The organism is Gordonia sp. X0973 (assembly GCF_013348785.1).
Taxonomy (GTDB): Bacteria; Actinomycetota; Actinomycetes; order Mycobacteriales; family Mycobacteriaceae; genus Gordonia.
In genome coordinates this window covers 723,137-741,391 of sequence record NZ_CP054691.1, presented here as the reverse complement: position 1 = coordinate 741,391, position 18,255 = coordinate 723,137, and the positions used below count along the sequence as shown (strand labels likewise).

At 70.6% G+C, this 18,255-nt stretch carries 18 protein-coding genes; 9 read left to right on the top strand and 9 right to left on the bottom strand.

Annotated elements, in window-relative coordinates; genetic code table 11:
* Positions 1–9: 9 nt before the first annotated feature.
* Both HUN08_RS03655 and pdxH read right to left on the bottom strand, forming a co-directional pair.
* A complete protein-coding gene (locus HUN08_RS03655) occupies positions 10–1,305 on the bottom strand; it encodes an MFS transporter (protein ID WP_124248576.1) in 1,296 nt (431 codons plus the stop codon).
* 8 nt (positions 1,306–1,313) lie between these two features.
* Entirely contained in the window at positions 1,314–2,045 is a 732-nt protein-coding gene (gene pdxH / locus HUN08_RS03650) for a pyridoxamine 5'-phosphate oxidase (protein WP_124248577.1), read from the bottom strand.
* A 107-nt stretch (positions 2,046–2,152) separates the two neighbouring features.
* Between pdxH and HUN08_RS03645 the strand changes: the two genes are divergently transcribed.
* The 3 genes from HUN08_RS03645 (at position 2,153) to nhaA (ending at position 5,104) form a co-directional block, all read left to right on the top strand.
* Positions 2,153–3,289, top strand: coding sequence for a citrate synthase 2 (locus HUN08_RS03645; protein ID WP_124248578.1), 1,137 nt, complete (start codon positions 2,153–2,155; stop codon positions 3,287–3,289).
* Positions 3,290–3,292: 3 nt separating this feature from the next.
* Positions 3,293–3,754 (top strand): hypothetical protein, encoded by a 462-nt coding sequence (locus HUN08_RS03640; RefSeq protein ID WP_124248579.1) that lies wholly within the window; start codon positions 3,293–3,295, stop codon positions 3,752–3,754.
* 96 nt (positions 3,755–3,850) lie between these two features.
* A complete protein-coding gene (gene nhaA, locus HUN08_RS03635; RefSeq protein ID WP_124248580.1) occupies positions 3,851–5,104 on the top strand; it encodes a Na+/H+ antiporter NhaA in 1,254 nt (417 codons plus the stop codon).
* Between the two features lie 4 nt (positions 5,105–5,108).
* On the opposite strand, the gene HUN08_RS03630 is transcribed toward nhaA, so the two are convergent.
* Genes HUN08_RS03630 through HUN08_RS03620 form a run of 3 tightly spaced genes read right to left on the bottom strand, consistent with a single transcriptional unit; the run spans position 5,109 to position 8,355 of the window.
* On the bottom strand, positions 5,109–6,755 hold the full coding sequence (locus tag HUN08_RS03630; protein WP_301546870.1) for an ABC transporter permease: 1,647 nt from the start codon (positions 6,753–6,755) through the stop codon (positions 5,109–5,111).
* Entirely contained in the window at positions 6,752–7,684 is a 933-nt protein-coding gene (locus tag HUN08_RS03625; protein WP_124248581.1) for an ABC transporter ATP-binding protein, read from the bottom strand. Before HUN08_RS03625 ends, HUN08_RS03630 begins: the two co-directional genes overlap by 4 nt.
* The gene (locus tag HUN08_RS03620; protein ID WP_124248582.1) at positions 7,684–8,355 is read right to left on the bottom strand and encodes a TetR/AcrR family transcriptional regulator; all 672 of its coding nucleotides are present in this window, start codon (positions 8,353–8,355) and stop codon (positions 7,684–7,686) included. Before HUN08_RS03620 ends, HUN08_RS03625 begins: the two co-directional genes overlap by 1 nt.
* A gap of 85 nt (positions 8,356–8,440) precedes the next feature.
* On the opposite strand from HUN08_RS03620, the gene serC reads away from it, so the two are divergent.
* From serC to HUN08_RS18330, 3 genes are all read left to right on the top strand, one after another.
* Positions 8,441–9,577: a phosphoserine transaminase gene (gene serC / locus HUN08_RS03615; RefSeq protein ID WP_124248583.1), complete on the top strand. Its 1,137-nt coding sequence runs from the start codon at positions 8,441–8,443 to the stop codon at positions 9,575–9,577.
* Positions 9,578–9,660: 83 nt separating this feature from the next.
* Positions 9,661–10,518 carry a septation protein SepH gene (sepH, locus tag HUN08_RS03610; protein ID WP_124248584.1) on the top strand — a complete coding sequence of 286 codons (858 nt, stop codon included), beginning with the start codon at positions 9,661–9,663 and terminating at the stop codon, positions 10,516–10,518.
* A 54-nt stretch (positions 10,519–10,572) separates the two neighbouring features.
* Positions 10,573–11,184, top strand: a complete 612-nt coding sequence (locus tag HUN08_RS18330; RefSeq protein WP_301546869.1) for a hypothetical protein — start codon at positions 10,573–10,575, stop codon at positions 11,182–11,184.
* An 11-nt stretch (positions 11,185–11,195) separates the two neighbouring features.
* Here the strand turns inward: HUN08_RS18330 and HUN08_RS03600 are convergent, their stop codons facing one another.
* The 3 genes from HUN08_RS03600 to HUN08_RS03590 all read right to left on the bottom strand — a co-directional run bounded on the left by HUN08_RS03600 (position 11,196) and on the right by HUN08_RS03590 (position 14,628).
* Complete coding sequence (locus HUN08_RS03600) at positions 11,196–12,524, bottom strand: lipase family protein (protein ID WP_301546868.1); 1,329 nt, start codon at positions 12,522–12,524, stop codon at positions 11,196–11,198.
* Positions 12,525–12,721: 197 nt separating this feature from the next.
* Complete coding sequence (locus tag HUN08_RS03595; RefSeq protein WP_124248585.1) at positions 12,722–13,378, bottom strand: response regulator transcription factor; 657 nt, start codon at positions 13,376–13,378, stop codon at positions 12,722–12,724.
* The gene (locus HUN08_RS03590) at positions 13,375–14,628 is read right to left on the bottom strand and encodes an ATP-binding protein (protein WP_301546867.1); all 1,254 of its coding nucleotides are present in this window, start codon (positions 14,626–14,628) and stop codon (positions 13,375–13,377) included. The genes HUN08_RS03595 and HUN08_RS03590 overlap by 4 nt, the downstream gene beginning before the upstream one ends.
* A 99-nt stretch (positions 14,629–14,727) precedes the next feature.
* Between HUN08_RS03590 and HUN08_RS03585 the strand changes: the two genes are divergently transcribed.
* Entirely contained in the window at positions 14,728–15,936 is a 1,209-nt protein-coding gene (locus HUN08_RS03585; protein ID WP_124248586.1) for a PspC domain-containing protein, read from the top strand.
* On the top strand, positions 15,933–16,133 hold the full coding sequence (locus HUN08_RS03580; RefSeq protein WP_124248587.1) for a hypothetical protein: 201 nt from the start codon (positions 15,933–15,935) through the stop codon (positions 16,131–16,133). Before HUN08_RS03585 ends, HUN08_RS03580 begins: the two co-directional genes overlap by 4 nt.
* On the opposite strand, the gene HUN08_RS03575 is transcribed toward HUN08_RS03580, so the two are convergent.
* On the bottom strand, positions 16,111–16,971 hold the full coding sequence (locus tag HUN08_RS03575) for an RNA methyltransferase (RefSeq protein ID WP_124248634.1): 861 nt from the start codon (positions 16,969–16,971) through the stop codon (positions 16,111–16,113). The two genes, HUN08_RS03580 and HUN08_RS03575, sit on opposite strands and share 23 nt — an antisense overlap.
* 42 nt (positions 16,972–17,013) lie before the next feature.
* On the opposite strand from HUN08_RS03575, the gene HUN08_RS03570 reads away from it, so the two are divergent.
* Entirely contained in the window at positions 17,014–18,255 is a 1,242-nt protein-coding gene (locus HUN08_RS03570; RefSeq protein WP_124248588.1) for a GNAT family N-acetyltransferase, read from the top strand.

Genomic DNA, 18,255 nt, shown 5'->3' with positions numbered 1-18,255 from the left:
GCAACGCGCTCAGGGCAGACGCGTCGTGTCCTCGATCCGAGGCGACACTCGATAGCGCACGAACACCGGCACCGCGAGGGCCGCGACGATCGTCAGGACCACGACCGCCACACCTCCGCCCGCCGTGGCGACGGCGGTGCCCGCTGCCGCCGCCACCCAGCCGTGACTCACGTCGGCCAACCGTGGCCCGCCCGCGACGACGACGGTGAAGACGCCCTGCAACCGGCCGCGCACCGAGTCGTCTCCCGCGGACTGGAGCATCGTCATGCGGAATGCCGAGGACACCATGTCGGCGGCACCGCCGACGACCAGCGCGGCGACGACCACCGGCAGGATCGGGAACCACGTGCCGTGTGCGCCGAACAGCGCGAATCCCGCGACCGCCACGGCCGCACCCCAGACGACGATGCAGATGACGACGGCCAACCCCTGCCGGTTCACCCGCGAGACCCAACCGGAGAACACCCCGCCGAGCACCGCACCCAACGGGATCGACGCGAACAGCAACGCCACCTGCCAGCCGCCGTCGACGCGTCCGCCGAAGCTCTCGTGGGCGATCTGCGGAAACAGGATCCGCGGCATTCCGAAGATCATCGCGATGAGATCGACCACGAAGGACATCAGGAGCACCTTGTGCCCGCGCAGGTAGGACAGGCCGTCGACGATGGAGCGCAGCCCGACCGTCGGCTTCTCGTCGCCGTCGACGCGCTCGGGCACGAGCGCGGGCAGCCGCCACACCGCCCACAGCGTGGTGAGCAGCGACAACCCGTCGAGCAGGTACATCAGCGAAAAGCCCAGCACGGGCACCAGGATTCCGCCGAGCATCGGGCCGACGATCGCGCCGGCCTGCATGACGGTCATGTTCAGCGAGTTGGCCGCGGGTAGCTGCGCCAACGGCAGGATGCGCGGCAGCACCGCGCTGCGCGTCGGCTGGTTCACCGCGAAGAAGGCCTGCTGCAGGGAGAACAGCCCGAGCAGCACCCAGACGTTGTTCAGCCCCAACGCCGCCTGCGCGAAGAACAGGAAGGCCGTGACGATGAGGCCGACCGTGGTGACCAGCAGGATCTTGCGCCGGTCGAAGACGTCGGCGAGCGCACCACCCCACAGGCCGAAGGCGATCAGCGGCACCAGGCCGAACAACCCCGTCAACCCGACGTATCCGGAACTCTTCGTCAGCGCGTAGATCTGCATGGGCACCGCGACGACGGTGAGTTGCGCGCCGATCACCGTGACGATGTTGGCGACCCACAGATGGCGGAAATCGGGTGTGGCGAGCGGCCGGGTATCGGCGAGTAGTCGTCTCACTCGCGGGCCTACGGCTGCAGCCGGTCGACGTCCCAACCGTCGTCGGTGCGCACCGCCCGCACCCGGTTGTGCAGGCGGTCGGCGCGCCCCTGCCAGAACTCGGCGTAGTCGACGTCGACGAGGTAGCCGCCCCACTCCGGGGGCACCGGGATCGGTTCGTCGCCGTCCAGGCCGCCGAAGCGCTGCGCGGTCCGTGCCGCCAACTCCTCCAACTCCGCCCGCCCGGCAATGGGCCGCGACTGCGCCGACGCGTAGGCCGAGATCTGCGATCCGCGCGGACGCGACTCCCAGTAAGCGCGCGTGGTCTGGGCGTCGGCCTTGGTCACTGCACCGCGCAGATGCACCTGCCGCTCCAACGCGATCCACGGGAAGGTCAGCGCCGCGAAGGGATGTGCGGCGAGGGCCTCTCCCTTCGCGGAGGAGTAGCCGGTGAAGAAGGTGATCCCGGCGGCGCTGAAGCCTTTGCACAGCACGGTCCGCGTCGCGGGTCGCCCGTCGGCGCCCACCGTCCCGACGACCATCGCGTTCGGTTCGGGGATCCGCGCGGCGATCGCCTCGCCCAGCCACCGCTCGAACAGGCCCAGCCACGGCGGGTCGCCGGTGAGCCACGTCGAATCGAGATGTTCGGCAACGCCATCCGCACCGGATGTCGCCGCATCGCCGGTGCCGACCCCGGCGAGACTGCCGTATCCGACGCGCATCCCGGCCACATCGATCGGGTGCTCGGTGCGCGGTTCCATAGCAGCCCAAGCTACTCTCAGGAAGCTTAGGATCTGAATCAGGTCCACGGCGCCCAGCGTCGTCACAGCCCGCACACGTTCCGCAGCGAACCACCAGGGAGTTCTCCATGACCGCAACCGGTCCGGCCGTGCCAGAAGGTTTCACCCCCGGCCTCGAGGGCGTCGTCGCCTTCACCACCGAGATCGCCGAGCCGGACAAGGACGGCGGCAACCTCCGCTACCGCGGCGTCGACATCGAAGACCTGGTGGAGAACCGCGTCACCTTCGGCGACGTGTGGTCGCTCCTCGTCGACGGCGAGTTCGGCAAGTCGCTGGCCCCCGCTCCCCCGCTCGATCTGGTGACCAGGTCCGGCGACGTGCGCGTCGACGTCCAAGCCGCGCTCCCGACGCTCGCACCGCTGTGGGGTTTCGAGCCACTCCTCGACATCGACGACGAGCAGGCGCGCGCGGATCTGGCCAAGGCGTCGGTCATGACGCTCTCGTACGTGGCACAGTCCGCACGCGGTGATCAGCCCGCTGTCCCGCAGAGCCGCATCGACGAGTGCGCCACCGTCACCGAGCGCTTCATGACCCGCTGGCGCGGCGAGCCCGACCCGAAGCACACCGAGGCCATCGACGCCTACTGGGTGAGCGCGGCCGAACACGGCATGAACGCGTCGACGTTCACCGCCCGCGTCATCGCGTCGACCGGTGCCGACGTGGCCGCGGCGCTGTCCGGCGCCATCGGCGCGATGTCGGGCCCGCTGCACGGCGGCGCCCCGGCGCGCGTGCTGCCGATGATCGCCGAGGTCGAGAAGTCCGGCGATCCCCGGGCCCTGGTCAAGGGCATCCTGGACCGTAAAGAGAAGCTGATGGGCTTCGGCCACCGCGTGTACCGCGCCGAGGACCCCCGCGCCCGGGTGCTGCGCGAGACCGCGCGACGGCTGAACGTCCCGCGCTTCGAGGTCGCGGCCGCGCTGGAGCAGGCCGCGCTCACCGAGCTGCGCGAGCGCCGCCCCGACCGGGCGATCGAGACCAACGTCGAGTTCTGGGCCGCGGTCATCCTCGACTTCGCCGAGGTCCCGGCGCCGATGATGCCGGCCATGTTCACCTGTGGCCGTTCGGCCGGCTGGTGTGCCCACATCCTGGAGCAGAAGAAACTCGGCCGCCTCGTGCGCCCGGCCGCGATCTACACCGGCCCGCCGCCGCGCCGCCCCGAGGACGTGCCCGGCTGGAATACCGTCGTCCCCGATCCCGCCGTATAGCGAGTGCCCGGCTCGGGTGCTGTTCGCCGCCTCGGCGTCGATCATGCCTCGGAGCTGTTCGACGGCCGGCGGATCGTCGGCCTCCGCCGCGTCTTCTTCGTCTACCGCGACCACGTCGACGAGACCCGGGGACCGATCGAGTTCACGTTGTCCGACGGAGCCGTCGTCTGGATGGACACTGATAGCGACTGGACGACGATGTGGGTCTACCCCGGCCCGTGGACCGATCCGTTCACCGCGCCGCTGTCAGCCGAGAACGCGCAGTGGGTCGCCGACCACGGGAAGTGGTCGGACTTTCCCGTTGGCGACGACGATCCACTCGCCGCGGTCATGGGCACGCGCATCGATTCGGTCGACGCGTTACAGGACCCGCTTGCCGGGGACCGCTTGGTCTTCCATCTGAGCGATGGCGTCACCCTGACCCTCGTGGCCCGCGAAGAGTTGGTCACCGAGATAGCGATCTGACATGGCCGGCCGACGAAGACTCCGCACGATAGGGTTGGACCCGGTGTGCCGGGAAGTCTGGTCGGCGTCCATTCGCCGACCCCGAGGAATCCTCCGATGAGCACCGCCGACGGCCCCGAGCCGCAATCCTTTCCCCCCTCCTCGTCGACGAGGGAGACCCTGCGCATCGCCGAAATCCTCCGCAAGGAGACGGTGGGCGGATTCCTGCTGGTCGGCGCCGCCGTCGTCGCCCTGATCGTCGCGAATAGCCCGCTGGCCGACGCCTACGAGAAGATCCGCGGCACCGTCGTCGGATACGCACCCTGGCACCTGGACCTGTCGATGGAGCATTGGGCCGCCGACGGGCTGCTCGCCATCTTCTTCTTCCTCGTCGGGCTGGAGCTCAAACGCGAGATCGTCGACGGCGAGCTGCGTTCCCCGCGCACGGCGCTGGTCCCGGTGATCGCGGCGATCGGCGGCGTCATCGTGCCCGCGCTCATCTACTTCGCGATCAACCGCGGCGGCCCCGGCGCGCACGGCTGGGCGATTCCGACCGCCACCGACATCGCCTTCGCCGTCGCGGTGCTGGCCGTCGTCGGCTCGCGGCTCCCGTCGTCGCTGCGACTGTTCCTGCTGACCCTGGCGGTCGTCGACGACCTCATCGCCATCGTCATCATCGCCGTCGTCTACACCGACAAACTCGACCTGCCCCCACTCCTGTTCGCGCTGATCCCGCTGGCCGCGTTCGCCTTCGCCGCCCACAGATACGCCGACTGGTTCGCCGAGAACCAGCGGGCGGCGTGGCTGGTGCTGCTGCCGCTGGGTGTCCTCACCTGGGGGTTCGTCCACGCCTCCGGAATCCACTCGACCATCGCCGGGGTGCTGCTCGGTTTCGCCGTGCCGGTCCTGCGTGGCTCCGCCAACCACCCGGACGACGACGGTCTGGCCGCGCAGTTCGAGCACCGCTTCCGCCCGCTGTCCGCCGGCTTCGCCGTGCCGGTATTCGCCTTCTTCTCGGCCGGCGTCAGCCTCGGCGGCAGTGGGTCGCCGGCCGGCGCCCTGACCGATCCGATCGCGGTCGGCATCATGGCCGGACTGCTGCTCGGCAAGCCGATCGGGATCTTCGGGACGACCTGGCTGACCCTGCGCCTGTCGAAGACCAAACTGGGCTCCGACGTCCGCTGGATCGACGTCTTCGGGGTGTCGGTACTCGCCGGGATCGGGTTCACGGTGTCACTACTGGTCGCCGAGCTGACCTTCGACGCCGATCCGGCGTCGCTCGACCACGCCAAGATCGCCATCCTCCTGGCGTCGACGACGGCAGCCGTCCTCGCCGGTGTCCTGCTGGCGCTGCGCAACCGCAGGCACTGAGCGCTCAGGCCCCCTCGACGTCGCGCCGGGTGAACCGCCACCAGGCCACCGCCGCGAGCACGGCGGCGATCAGCAGGAGGACCAGCACCGGGGCCCAGCGCATCGGCTGGGACGGCACCAACGGCAGGTGGGTGAACGGGGAGAGGTCGCGGATCCACTGCGGCAGTCCGAACAGTTCGCCCATCGGCCCGAGCAGGAAGGCCGCCGTGATCAGCCCCCACCCCGCCCCGGCGACCACGCGCGGCGCCACGGCGTAGATCGTGACGAGGCCGACGCCGATGATCAGCGCGGCCGGGATCTGCACCAACGCGCTGCGCAGCGCATCCCACAGCATCGTCGACCAGTCACCGGTGACCCCGCCGGCGCCGAGGCCGACGACCAGCCCGGCGACCACCAGCAGGATGACGATCCCGCCGATGACCAACGCCAGCTGGTTGAGCAGGTAGCGCGACCGGGAGGCCGGCGTGGCCAGCAGCACCTCGGTACGCCCGGCGGATTCGTCGGCGCGCACCCGGATCACCGCGGTCACGGCCCAGGCCGCGGCGGTGAACCCGAGGTAGGTCATGATCACGGCGAGGAAGACCTTGGTGAGGGCTCCCGGCCCGCCGACGCGGTGCAGGTAGTCGAGCATCCCCGAGTTCCCCGAGGCCAGCGACTCGGCAGCGGTGACGAGCACGCCGATGGTCAGCGACCCGATGCCGATGCCGATCAGCCAGCCGAGGAATCCGCCGCGGTTGAGCCGCACGGTGAGGTGCTCGAGCGAGGCGATCGACGAGGACGCCGGTCCCGGCCGCGGCGCGACGAGGCCCGCGTCGAGATCACGATGCCCGCTCACCCAGGCACCGGCGGCGACCGCGAGGACGAATACCGCGACGCTCAGCAGCATCGGCCACCAGCGGCCCGCGCCGAACGGGTCCATCTGCTGCGCCCAGCCGACCGGGTTGGTCCACCGCAGCCACGTCGCACCGGTGGCGTCGCCGACCCCGCGCAGCACGTAGCCGCCGATCACCGTCGACACCGCCATCATGTTCGCCAGCCGGGCAGTGGTCGCGACCTGCGCGGTGAGTGCCGCCAACCCGATCGCCGCCAACGCGGTGCCGGTGTACTGCCCGCCGACCAGCGCGGCCTGCCCGGGTGTGGCGCCCGCCGAGGACATTGCCGCGGCCATGCCGGCCCCGACGACCACCGCGAAACCGATGGACACGACCAGGGCCGCCACCATCGGGGCCAGACGACCGGTACGCCCGGCACGCACCAGTTCCAACCGACCGAGTTCCTCCTCCTTGCGGGTCAGCCGCGTCACCATGAGGGCGGCGCAGGCCGCCGCCGCGGCGATCATGAACAGGCCGGCGCGCCAGGAGGCGATCGCCGCGTTGGACTGCAGGTGCTCCAACGGGCCGAGTAGCAGTTTGAACGCCGAGTTCGTCGCGGCCCCGGCGGCGAGGGTGGCCCGCTCCTGCTGGGTGCCGTAGAGCTTGACGATCGACGAGATGGTCGCGAAGTTCGTCAGCACGAGCAGCACCGCGGTGACCGGGGCGATGATCCGTTCCCGACGCAGATCCAGCCGGGTGAGCAACCCGGTGGAGGCGAACAACTCGCTCGGTGAGCGCCGGGCCGACGCCGCCGTTGGGACTTCTGCGATTGCCGTCACTTCGCGCCCCCCGCCACCGCGGCCGCTCCGCCGTCGTAGACGTGGAGGAACAGTTCCTCCAGGCTGGGCGGTTCGACGAGCAGACGGCTGACCGAGAGCGAGCCCAAGGCCCGGGTCACCGCTTCGAGGTCGGCCTCGGAGACGGTGAAGGAGACGTCGGTGCCCTCGGCCGAGGTCTCCTCGTCGAAGTCGTGCACCCCGTCGATCCCCCGCAGCACACCGGCCGCGTCGGCACCGGAGACCGTGGCCCGCACGCGCGAGCGCCGCAGGTGCCGGAGCTCGTCGAGGGTGCCGGCCTGCACCGTCTTGCCCGCGCGGATGATCGTGACCGACTCGCACAGCGCCTCGACCTCGCCGAGGATGTGGCTGGACATGAGGACGGCCGACCCGCGCTCCGCCGCCTCGCGCGTGCAGTCCTCGAAGCGTCGCGCCATCAGCGGGTCCAGTCCCGAGGTGGGCTCGTCGAAGATCAACAGTTCGGCCGGGGCGGCCAGCGCCGCGATCAGCGCGACCTTCTGGCGGTTCCCCTTGGAGTAGGTGCCGCTGCGCTTGGTGGGGTCGAGCTCGAAGCGCTCGATCAGCTCGCTCTTCGCGCTGCCGTCCGGGTCGACGCCGCGCATCCGCAGCAGCACGTCGATGCACTGCCCGCCGGTCAGCTGCGGCCACAGGCTGACGTCGCCGGGGACGTAGGCCAGACGGGAATGGATGGCGACGGCGTCGGTGTACGGGTCCGCCCCGAAGACGCGGGCCGTCCCGCCGCTGCGGCGGTACAGGCCGAGCAGCACCCGGATCGTCGTCGATTTACCCGCGCCGTTCGGCCCGAGGAATCCGGCGACCTCGCCCTGCGCGACGGTCAGGTCGAGCCCGTCGAGCGCCGCGAACTTGCCGAATTTCTTGACGAGGCCCTCGACCTCGATCACATTGCCCATCAGTGTTCTCCCGTCCTGGTTCGGTTGTGGTTGTCTCGTGCCGCGAGTACCGAATCGAGCGCGGCGGGGTCGGTGCCGACGCCGTACACGGCGAATTCGACGCCGGGGACCGCGACGCGGTCGATGTAGCCGCGCAGGATGGTCACCGGATCGGACCAGTCCGCCGGCGGATGCAGGACCGTGTCGATCAGCAGGGCGCCGATCGAGATGTAGGCGAGGTAGCGGGCCCGGCCCTCCTCATCGACCGACGGCCGGAGCAGACCGGATTCGACGCCGAGCCGCAGACTCTCCTCCGTCTGCGCGATGACCCGCTGCATGAACCGCTGTGCCGCCGGTCCGCCGTCGGCCACTGCGCGCAGCAGGTAGACGACCTGCGTCTGTCGGGTCTCGTCGCTGTCCAGGCTCTCCAGATACGCCTCGAAATCGGCGTTGGGGGCGATCAACTCGCGCTTGTCGCCGATGATCGCGTCGAGGACCGCGGCATCGCATTCAGCGCGCAGTTCCGCCTTGGAGCCGAAGTGGTGGATGACCAGCCCCGGGCTGACACCGGCGGCGTCGGCGATCGCCCGCACGGTGGCGTCGAATCCCTGGCGCGCGAACAGGTCGATCGCCGCGTCGCGCACTCGCGCCCGCGTGGTCCGATCCTCGTTCGAAGCCGCCGTTGAACTCATGTTCAATTCATTGAACGCTTGTTTAGCCAGCTGGTCAATCCACCCGCGCCGGGAACCCTCCGACCAGCCCTCTAGGATTGTCCGCATGACCGACGCTGCGCAGATCACCATCCCCGCCGACCTGCTCCCCAAAGACGGCCGCTTCGGCTGCGGGCCGTCCAAAGTGCGCCCCGAGCAGTTGCAATCCCTGGTGGACACCGGCGCCTCGGTCTTCGGCACCAGCCACCGGCAGGCCCCGGTCAAGAACGTCGTCGGCGACATCCGCGCCGGACTGACCGAGCTGTTCTCACTGCCCGACGGCTACCAGGTGGTGCTGTCCAACGGCGGCACCACCGCCTTCTGGGATGCCGCCGCCTTCGGCCTGGTGCGCAAGCAGGCCCTGAACCTCACCTACGGCGAGTTCTCGTCGAAGTTCGCGACCGTCACCAAGAAGGCGCCGTGGCTCGACGACCCGAAGGTCATCTCCACCGATCCGGGTACCGCGCCCGATCCGGCCGCCATCACCGCCGACGACGCCGCCGGTGTCGACCTCGTCGGGTGGGCGCACAACGAGACCTCGACCGGTGTGGCCGTCCCGGTGCTGCGCCCGGCCGCCGCCGGTGACGCCCTCGTCGCGATCGACGCCACGTCGGGTGCGGGTGGCCTACCCGTCGACATCTCCGCGACCGACGTCTACTACTTCGCCCCGCAGAAGTGCTTCGCCTCCGACGGCGGCCTGTGGATCGCGATCATGAGCCCCGCCGCACTGGAGCGGGTCGCCGAGATCGCCGCGACCGACCGCTACATCCCGGAATTCCTCTCGCTGGCCACCGCCGTGGAGAACAGCCCGAAGGACCAGACGTACAACACGCCGGCCGTCGGATCGCTGTTGCTGTTCCGGAACCAGATCGAGTGGATGAACGGCAACGGCGGCCTCGACTGGTGTGTCTCGCGCACCGCCGACTCGAGCTCGCGGCTCTACTCGTGGGCCGAGAAGACCTCGTACACAACGCCGTTCGCCGACGAGCCGCACCGCAGCCAGGTGGTCGGCACGATCGACTTCGACGACTCGGTCGACGCGGCCGCCGTCGCCAAGGTGCTGCGCGCCAACGGCGTCGTCGACACCGAGCCCTACCGCAAGCTGGGCCGCAACCAGCTCCGCATCGGCATGTTCCCGGCGATCGATCCCGACGACGTCTCGGCGCTCACCGCGTCGATCGAGTACGTCGTCGAGCGCCTCTGACCTGCGGTCGGCCTGCGTGTCCCCCCTCGGGCAAGCGCGGTTTGCATTAGTCTGGTCCACACGCCGTCGTCGAGGAGGAGCAGATGCGGAAGCTGCGCGTCACCAGCGTCGACGCTGATGCCAGCTTTGTGATCTGTATCGACGACGAGACCGGCGAGAAGTTCCGCATCCCCGCCGACGACCGTCTGCGCGCCGCCGCGCGCGGCGATGTCACCCGCCTCGGGCAGATCCAGATCGAGATGGAATCCGCCCTGCGCCCGCGCGAGATCCAGTCGCGCATCCGGTCCGGGGCCACCGTCGAAGAGGTCGCGTCGGCCGCCGGCACCACCGTCGACCGCGTACAGCGCTTCGCCCACCCCGTCCTCCTGGAACGGGCCCGGGCCGCGGAACTGATCCGCGCCGCCCACCCGATGCGCGAGGACGGTCCCGCGCTGGCCACCCTCGACGAGGTCGTCACCGCGGCGCTCCGGGCACGCGGGATCAATCCCGACGTCGCCGACTGGGACGCGTGGAAGGCCGACGACGGGAACTGGGTCGGACAGCTCACGTGGACCGTCGGGCACACGGAGAACCACGCCCACTGGCGCTTCTCCCCCGGTTCGCAGGGCGGCACCGCCGAGCCGCTGGACAACGGCGCCGACGACCTCGTGCATCCCGAATCCGGTGCCCGCCATCCGCTGCAACCGGTCGCCGATCCGGTGGAGGCGGTCACCGTCGACGCCGCCACGGTCGTCGCGGCGCAGCGCACCACCGAACCGGCACCCGTGCGCCGCCGACCGCGCAAGCCGGCTCCCGAGCCGCCCACCCCCGTTCCGGCGCCGGAGGTCGAAGCCGAGGCCGAGCCGGAGCCGCCGAAGCGCAGCCGCGCCAAGCAGCGCAAGCCCGAGGTGCCGGGCTGGGAGGAAGTCCTCCTCGGCGTTCGCAGCACCCCCAACCAGTAGCCGGCGTCCCCCCGATGGCCGACGACGGCCGATTGCATGGAATGCTTGGCATCCATGAGCGCACCCCAGCCCCCGCAGCCCGGCCAGCCGTTCACCCCGCCGGGTGCACCCGCCGCCTATCCGCCCGCCCAGCCCGGATACGGCCCCGCCCAGCAGGCACCGGGCTACGCCCAGCCCGGATACCCCCAGCAGGGGTACGCCCAGCCGGGGTACGCCCAACCCGCCTACGCACAGCCGGGCCACCCCCAACCGGCATACGGCCAGCCGGTCCACAGCGCCATCCAGCAGGGCGTCCAGATCGACACCAAGTTCATCCCGATCAACTGGTTCTTCTACTTCATCAAGCCGAAGATCGAGGTCGACGGCTACCCGGTGAACGCCCAGTGGGGCATCAACGAAATCCCGCTGCCGCCCGGACAACACCAGGTACACGTCCACGTGCCCTATTTCCTGCCGCCCAAGGTGGGGCCCGCGACGACGGTGGTCAACGTGGGGCAGCAGCAGGTGGTGCCGGTGGAGTACCGCGCACCGGTCTGGGCCTTCAGCGAGGGCTCGATCGGCCCGGCGCCGCAGTCCTACAACGGGGTCGGCATCACGCTCGGCATGATCCTCGTCCCGATCGTCCTGTTCCTGCTCCTGATGATCCTCATCGTCGCCACCGCCTGACCGTCGGCCGATCAGCGGGTCCCGCGCGGCCTGAGGTCGCGCGGACACTCGTTGGGGGCGGGCACACCGCGAAGTCGGGCGTCGAGCCATCCCAACGCTTCTGGATAGCCGGCGAGAGCGGCGATCACGTGCTCGCCGAAGACCTCTCGGTAGGCCGCGGTCGCGCCGAGGCGACATTGGCTGCGGTACAGGTTGCGGGCCCCGGTCGCCGGGATCCAGAACTCCTGACTCCCGTTGTAGATGTACAGCGGCACGTCAGAGCGCTTATCTGCCATCTTCGTGATGCGATAGATCTTGTAGGCGATGGGCGAGTGAAACGGGTCCGGATCGTTGGAGAACACCTGCATCGGCATGAACGTCTGCCCGGCGTAGCCCTCGGGAATCACGCACACGTTCTTCAGCGGCGAGGTCGCAAACCACTGCGCGGCGTGGTTGGCCATGGTCAGGATCTCGGGCCGTTCGCGAGCGATGCCGAAGGTCGCCGCGTGGAACATGCCGGTCGCCAGATTCGCGTTCATCGACCCGACGAGGATCTGGAAATCCGCGGGTACCCCACCGAGCGCTGCCCCCACCATCCGCGGCACCAATTCCGGGGCGTAGGAGCCGAGTAGTTTCGCCGCACCGTTGGTCGCGATCGCGCCTCCGGAGTATCCCGTCATGGCGATCCGGCTCGCGCCGAAAGCCTTCCGGTCCAGGTGCGACGCCGCTCGCAGCGAGTCGAGCACGATGTGTCCGGCCACGACCGGCTCGGCATAGGACTGCCGCGGTCCCTGGTGGTCGGGGACGACGACGCTGTAGCCACGGGCCAACGCGAGTTGGGTGGTCGGCGGCATGAAGTCGGTGAAGCCGGTCGCAATGCTCACGCCGTGCGCCAGCGTCATCCCCGGCGTACACGCCGCCCCGAGCGAATCGATCGGCAGATTGTTCACCAGTATCGGGCGATGCCCGGGTCCGCGCCAGGGCGCGCGCGGCACCAGGATCGTCGCCGTCCCGAACGACGGTCGACCCACGGCGTCGCGGGTCGCGAACTTCACCTGGGTCGCACGCGAAATCGGTGCGGTGACGAGTAGTCCGGCCGGCCACGTGACGTCGCGGTGCGCGAGCAAGTCGCCCGGCTGACGTTTCGGTAGGTCCGGTGACCATCGGTCGAAGAACGGATCGCCGGTCGGGTCCGGCAGGACCGCCTCGCGCAATTCCTGCATGCGGCGGCTGAATCCCGGGGTTTGCGCCCGTTGCGGTATGGAGCGCAGGTGCGGAAACGGCGGCGGCGGCACGATCGCGTTGATCGTGTCGGGTATCGCTTTGGGAATGGGCCCCATGGTGAAGGGCTCGTTGGGCATCGGCCGACCCGGGGGAGCCGCTTCTGCCGGAGCGCTGAGCAAAGATCCCCCCAGCGCCATTGCGATGATTCCGATGACAAGCCGTCGAGTGCTCATGGATCCCCCCTGCAGTCATCTCCGACGCTAGCGCCCACCGTGCCGATTGGTGGGACGGTTCCGACAACTGATTCCGCCGACGATCAGCGGTAACGGACGGCTCACTCGATCCGACGGTCGACGGCCCATCGGGTCAGCGCGTTGCGGTTGGACTGCTGGGTCTTGCGCAAGACGTTCGACGTGTGCGTCTCGACGGTCTTGGTCGAGATGAAGAGTTCCTCGCCGATCTCGCGGTAGGTGTAGCCGCGGGCCAGCAGGCGCAGCACCTCCATCTCGCGACGGGTCAGCGAGTCCAGTTCGGGGTCGAGCACCGGCTCCGGGACGGGTGATCGGCCGGTGAACGAGTCGAGCACGAAACCGGCCAGTCGAGGGCTGAACACGGCATCGCCCTGGGCCACGCGGCGCACCGCGTCGGCCAGCTCCGCGCCGCTGATGGTCTTCGTGACATATCCGCGCGCCCCCGCCCGGATCGTGGCGATGACATCGGCAGCGGCATCGGATACCGACAGCGCGAGGAACACCGGCGCGTCGGAGCCGAGTTCGGCGATCACGCCGCGCAGCACCGCGACGCCGCCGCCGTCGGGCAGGTGTACGTCGAGCAGCACGACATCCGGCCGTGAACGCTCGATCTCGACGATCGCCGGGCGCACGGCACCGGCCTCGCCGATCACCTCGATGCCGTCCTCGGAGGCCAACTCGGCGCGCACGCCGGAGCGGAACACCGCGTGGTCGTCGACGAGGAACACCCGGTAGGTCATGACGCCTCCGACACGTCGACGTGCGCCGTTTCGGCGGGTGAACGCGGCACCGACAGGAATACGTTGGTCCCGCGTCCCACGGTCGAGGTGATCTGGGCGGTACCGCCGGCCCGCTCCATCCGGGCCCGGATCGACAACGCCAGCCCCTGCCGGTCCCCGTCCACCCGATCCGGGTCGAATCCGGCTCCGCGGTCGCGGACGAATACCTCGACGCGGTCGGCGAGCACCTCGGCGTAGAGGTCCGCCTTCGCGGCGCCGGAGTGCTTGGCCGCATTGACCAGGGCCTCCCGAGTCGCACCGAGCAGCGCCGAGGCGGCCGGGGCCCACTGCTCGTCGCGCATCTCCCGCGGCGCGGTGTCGCCGACGGTCACCGCCTCGACCTCGATGCCGTAGGCGTCCTCGACCTCGACGGCCAGTGCCGCCACCGCCGCCGCGAAGGACTCCCGTCGCGCGGCCGGGTCGCCGAACAGCCAGGCCCGGAGGTCGCGCTCCTGCCGACGGGCCAGCCGGGCGACGGCGTCGGGGTCGTGCGATTGCTTTTGGATCAGCGCGAGGGTTTGCAGGACCGAATCGTGCAGGTGCGAGGCGATCCGCTCCCGCTCGTCGGTGCGGATCCGCGCGGCGCGCTCGGCGTCGAGCGCCCGCAGCAGGCGCATCCACATCGGCACGGTGAGCAGTACGACGCCGACCAGCGTCGCCACCACCGCCAGGACCGTGGAGTTGACGCCGCCGAACACCGAGTCGGATGCCGCCACCATCGCCACGAGACCGCCGACGACCAGGGCCGCACCGGCGACGACCCGCAGCCAGGTGCTGGCCGACCGCCGCGCGCCGATCCCGATCACGTCGGCCTCGCGCCACACCAGCGCGACTCCGACCAGCACGAAGACGACGGCGAGGGTCTGCTGCGCCGGGGCATTCGCGGCGAGCATGGCATTCGCGACCAGTGCCGCCGCCCCGATCACCACCAGACCCCACGCCTGGCGGCGCTCGGCGCGCCGCGGCGGTACGGTGTCGTCGCCCTGCGGGCAGAAGTACCACAGAATGGCGTAGGCAACCGCGCCCGCGCCGCCGAGGGCGGCCAGGACGACGAAGACGACGCGCACCCGCAGCACGTCTATCCCCAGATGATCGGCGACACCCCCGCAGACGCCGGCAATGATGCTGCCGCCGTTGCGCCGTACCAGTCGAGGCGCCCGGGATTCGCCGTCACGGGTGGTCTGCGGATTCATCACCTTCGATACTGGCATGCCCATGACCTCTCCACCCCGGCCCGCCGCGGAGTTCAGGGACTATCTCAGGGTTCTCCCCGATCCCCTCGACGCGATGACACGCCAGGATCGTCAAGTATGAACACCTCGACTCTCACCGATCTCTGGGCGACCCGCCCGATCCGGCAGCGCCCGGGCCGCAAGATCGCCGGCGTCTGCTCCGGCTTCGGCGCCCGCTACGACATCGACCCGACATTGGTCCGGGTCGCGTTCGTGGTGGCCACGATCTTCGGCGGCAGCGGCATCCTGCTGTACATCGTCGCCGTGGTCGCGCTGCCCGCGCTGCCGGGCGAGGGCGCCCCGCTGCGGATCGAGCGGCGCAGCACCCGCCAGCCGTGGGCCCTGTCGCCCCTCGTCGTGTGGATCGTGGTGGCCATCGTCTTCGTCTCGGCGGTGAGCGGCGGGCGGGCCTGGGGGTCCGGCGGCATCGCCGGCACGGTCCTCATGCTGATCGGCTGGTGGCTGCTCTACCAGCGCACACCCATCGCCCCGCGGGGAACGGCCGCCGACCAGCTCGCGCGGGCGTCGGCCGCGACCACCGGCCCCGACGCGGAGACCGCCGAACAGCGCGTGACCCCGGACGGGGTCGCCGAAGAGGGCGGCACACCGCCGCCGTGGGATCCGATGGGCACGGCCGCCTTCGCCTGGGATCTACCCGAACCCCCCGCGGCGCCCGAGCCGCCGTTCGCCGCGGCCGAGCAGCCGAAGAACCCGCTGACCGCGATCGTCGCCGGTGTGGCCGTGCTCGCCGCGGTGGCCGGCACCATCGGCAACCTGGTGGGGATCGAATGGTTCACCGTCGGCCGGATCGCCTCCCTCGCCCTCGCGGTCCTCGGCGTCGGGATGCTCGTCGCCGCGCTGCAGCGCCGTCCCGCCGGCGGCCACGCCGACGGCCTCGTCGGCCTGGCATTGCTCACCGCGGCGGTCGCGGTGATCGCGACGCTGGCGCACCAGCACGACTGGTCGGTCACACGGGGCGGCGTCGGGGACCGCGAATGGCAGCCCCGCACCGAATCGGCGCTGCTGGAGCACTACCGACTCGGCGTCGGATCCTCGACCCTGGACCTTCGCGAACTCGAGTCGATCAGCCACGACCGGACGATCAACGTCGAACAGGGGGTCGGCGACCTCGTCGTCCTCCTGCCGCAGAAGGTGCGCGTCCGCGCCGACTGCAGCACTGGAATCGGATCCATCCGGTGCCCGCAGGGCATCGTCGGCGACGAAGCCGGCCCGATCCTGACCATCCGTGCCCACAACGGCATGGGAGATGTGGAGATGAAGAAATGACCAAGACCGACGACGACGCGCCGGTGCGCCGCTCCGTATTCCTCGCGGTGGCAGGCATCCTCACCCTGCTGGTCGCCGCCTGGGGGATGACCGGTGGATTCCACCTCCCGAACCTCGACCTGGTGCCGTGGCTGCTGGTCATCGGCGGAGTGCTCGTCGGCGTCGTGCTGATCCTCAGCGGCCTGCGCCGGGGCTGATCGTCTCGCCGCGGCGCGCCAACTCGTAGAAGGCGATCGCCGCGGCCGTCGCGACGTTGAGCGAATCGGTTCCCCGACTCATCGGGATCCGGGCGCGCACGTGACTTGCCCGCATGGCCGCGGCGGTCAGCCCGGGCCCCTCCGCGCCGACGAGGAAGGCGACGCGCCGCGCGTCGGCGACCGCGTCGGCCAGCATCGGCGACGCCGGGTCGGGCGTCAGCGACACCGTCTGAAAGCCGCGGTCGGCGAGCAGGTCGAGTTCGGCGGGCCACTCCGGCAGCTTCGCGAACGGGACGAGTAGGGCATGGCCCATCGACACGCGCACGCAGCGCCGGTACAGCGGATCGGCACACCCGGCGCCGAAGAGCACCGCGTCGACGCCCAATCCGGCGGCGTTGCGGAAGATCGACCCGATGTTCTCGTGGTCGTTGACCCCTTCCAAGACGGCGACGACGCACGCGTCGGCCACGGCCCGCTCCACGTCGAGCTCCGGTGCGCGTGCGGCGACGCCGAGCACCCCGCGGTTGAGGTGGAAGCCGACGATCTGCGCCATGACCTCGGCGCTCGCCCGGAAGAACGGCACCGCCCCGGGATCGTCGGTGACCGGCAGGGTGGCCGCGAGTTCGCCGAGCCGGCGGTCGACGCCGAGGAAGGCATGCGGGGCGAAGCGGGACGCGACCATGCGCTCGACGACGAGTACCCCTTCGGCGATGACGAGCCCTTTGCCGACGCGGCCGCCGGGCAGGACCGGCAGATCGGGGCGCCGATCCACCGAGTTCAGGTCGCGGAAGTCGTCGACGCGCGGATCGTCGGGGTCGTCGACGTCGACGACTCGCACGTGCTGCGTGGGGGAACCGGACACCACCGTTACGGTAGTCGCATGGCTTCACGTCCCGATCTGCAGTTCCGTCCCGCCGTCGACGACGACTGGCCGGAGATCTTCGCCGCCGACGCACGGGCCTTCGGCATCACCGCACCGATCGACGAGACGCACCGCGCCATCGAGCGGGCGATGATCGACAACGCGGACACGATGATCGCCCGCGACCCCGCCCTGCCCGGCGCGCCCCTGGTCGGCCAGGCCATGTATTACCGCCTGCGGATGTCGGTGCCCGGCGGCGCCCGGGTGGACTTCCCCGGGTTGACCTGGGTGTCGGTCGCACCGACCCACCGTCGGCGCGGGATCCTGCGCGAACTCCTCACCCGCCTGCGCGCGGAATGGGTGGCGCAGGGATTCGGCATGGCCGCGCTGTGGGCCTCGGAGGCCACGATCTACGAGCGGTTCGGGTTCGGCCCGGCGATCTTCGCCGAGGACGTGCGGATCGACGAGCGGCAGACGCTGCGCGTCGCGCCACCCGAGCGTGCCGGTGTGCGGTTCGCCTCCGCCGCGGAGTTCGCCGCCGCGGCCCCGGGCATCTACGGCCGCTGGGCCGACGTCCATCCCGGCGTCATGCTGCGCGACGACCGCTGGTGGGCCTACCTCCTCGATGACCGGCCCGTGCTGCGGCCCTTCACCACCGGCGAGCGGCAGTACCTGCTGCACGCCGACGGCTACGCGACCTACCGGCTCGACGCGGCCCACCCCGATGCCGACGACCTGCCCGACGCGCGGATCGAGGAGGTTGTCGCCGTCACCGACGAGGCGCACACCGAGCTGTGGCGCGTCCTCTCCTCCCTCGACCTGGTCGCCGCGACCACGGCGACCCTCTCGGTCGGCGATCCCCTGCCGGTCAAGCTCGCCGATCTGCGCGGGGTGAAGACGACCTCGCGCTACGACACCCTCTGGGTGGCGATCCTCGACGTCGACAAGGCGCTCACCGCCCGCCGGTACGCCGCCGACCTCGATGCGACGCTGATCGTCGACGACCCGGTGGGCGACGCCGGGGACCGGTACCGGCTGCGGATCGTCGACGGCACGGCGTCGGTACAACGCGGCGGGGAGGGCACGGACGGCGAGATCCGTTGCGGCATCACCGTAGTGGGATCGCTCTACTTCGGCTCGGTGGACGCCCGTGCGCTCGCGAGCGCCGGCCGGCTCGACGCGTCGTCACCCGAGCTGTTGACCGCCTTCGCGAATATCTGGCGCACCGATACCCACCCGGCCACCGGCACCGACTTCTAG